The following is a 1,619-nucleotide window of genomic DNA, read 5'->3' as shown; positions in this document are numbered from 1 at the left end:
TCGCCGAGGAAGTCGCCAAGAACTACCAGAAGTGACCTGCAGTGCCCGGCCGGCCCCGGTGCCGGCCGGGCACGCTTCCCGACCCCGGCCGTCACCGGCGGAGGAAAGTCCATGACCACGCTTATCGAAGCACCCAAGAAAACGCCATTGACCAGCCGCCGTCCGCGCACGTCCACCGCAGTCAGCAAGTGGCGCCGGCGCATCCCGCTGCTGCCCGCGCTCATCTTCACCATCGTCGTCACGCAGCTGCCGTTCGTGGCCACGATCGTCATCTCCACCTTCCAGTGGAACATCCTCAAACCGGGCGAGCGGCACTTCGTCGGCCTGTCCAACTTCACCTTCGTCTTCACCGACGAGCGGCTGCGCACCGCGGTCCTCAACACCATCGTGCTCACCGCGTCGGTGGTCCTCATCAGCGTGATCCTCGGCCTGGGCCTGGCGATGCTGCTCGACCGCCGCTTCATCGGCCGGGGCCTGGCACGCACCCTGCTCATCGCGCCGTTCCTCGTCATGCCGGTCGCCGCGTCACTGTTGTGGAAGCACGCCATCTACAACCCCGACTACGGCCTGCTCAACGGCACCCTCAACGCCGTCTACCGCTTCTTCGGCGCCGACAACGGGCCCACCGTCGACTGGATCTCCTCCTACCCGATGCCCGCCGTCGTGGTCTCCCTGGTGTGGCAGTGGACCCCGTTCATGATGCTGATCCTCCTGGCCGGGCTGCAGGCGCAGCCCGGTGACGTCCTGGAAGCGGCCCGGGTCGACGGCGCCTCCCCCCTGGCGATCTTCCGGTTCATCACCCTGCCGCACCTGCGCCAGTACCTCGAACTGGGCATCCTGCTCGGCACGATCTACGTCGTGCAGACCTTCGACGCCGTCTACACCATCACCCAGGGCGGACCCGGCTCACAGACCACCAACCTGCCCTACGAGATCTACCTGACCATGTTCCGCAAATACGAGTACGGCGAAGCAGCCGCCGCCGGCGTGATCGTCGTCCTCGGCTCCATCGTGATCGCGACCTTCGCCCTGCGCACCATCGCGTCGCTGTTCCGCGAGGAGGTATCCCGATGACCCACGCAGCAGCCACCGCCCCCGGGACACGGTTCAAAAAACTCCTGCACCCAGGCGACGACCACTCCGGCACTCCCAAACTGTCCCCGCTGTGGACCTTCGTCGCCTGGCTCGCCACCCTCGCCTTCTTCGCCCCCGTGGCCTGGATGGTCCTCACCTCCTTCCACCAGGAAGCCGACGCCGCGACCAACCCGCCCACCCCCCTCGCACCCCTCACCCTCGACCAGTACAAGCTGCTGTTCAGCCGGGACATCACCCCCTTCCTCCTCAACTCGGCCATGGCCAGCATCCTTTCGACGCTGCTCGTGCTCGCCCTGGCGGTGCCGGCGGCCTACGCACTGTCCATCAAGCCGGTCCAGAAATGGACCGACGTGATGTTCTTCTTCCTGTCCACCAAGTTCCTCCCCGCCATCGCCGCCCTGCTGCCGGTCTACCTGATCGTCAAAGACGCCGGGATGCTCGACAACGTGTGGACCCTGGTCATCCTCTACACCGCCATGAACCTGCCGATCGCGGTATGGATGATGCGCTCCTTCCTCGCCGAA

At 66.0% G+C, this 1,619-nt stretch carries 2 protein-coding genes; both read left to right on the top strand.

Features of this window, described 5'->3' with window-relative positions; translation table 11 throughout:
• Nucleotides 1-111 precede the first annotated feature (111 nt).
• The gene (locus ADK57_RS11905; protein ID WP_053749373.1) at nucleotides 112-1,074 is read left to right on the top strand and encodes a carbohydrate ABC transporter permease; all 963 of its coding nucleotides are present in this window, start codon (nucleotides 112-114) and stop codon (nucleotides 1,072-1,074) included.
• On the top strand, nucleotides 1,071-1,619 hold a 549-nt coding region (locus ADK57_RS11900), incomplete at its 3' end, for a carbohydrate ABC transporter permease (RefSeq protein WP_420711853.1). The genes ADK57_RS11905 and ADK57_RS11900, both read left to right, overlap by 4 nt.

Source organism: Streptomyces sp. MMG1533, from assembly GCF_001279775.1.
Classification (GTDB): Bacteria; Actinomycetota; Actinomycetes; order Streptomycetales; family Streptomycetaceae; genus Streptomyces.
Note: the sequence above shows the minus strand (reverse complement) of the source record. Positions and strands in the feature narration are given on the sequence as shown.

Excerpts from the sequence above, each read along its gene's own strand:
- ADK57_RS11905 (WP_053749373.1), top strand. The coding sequence starts at position 112 with ATGACCACGCTTATCGAAGCACCCAAGAAAACGCCATTGACCAGCCGC.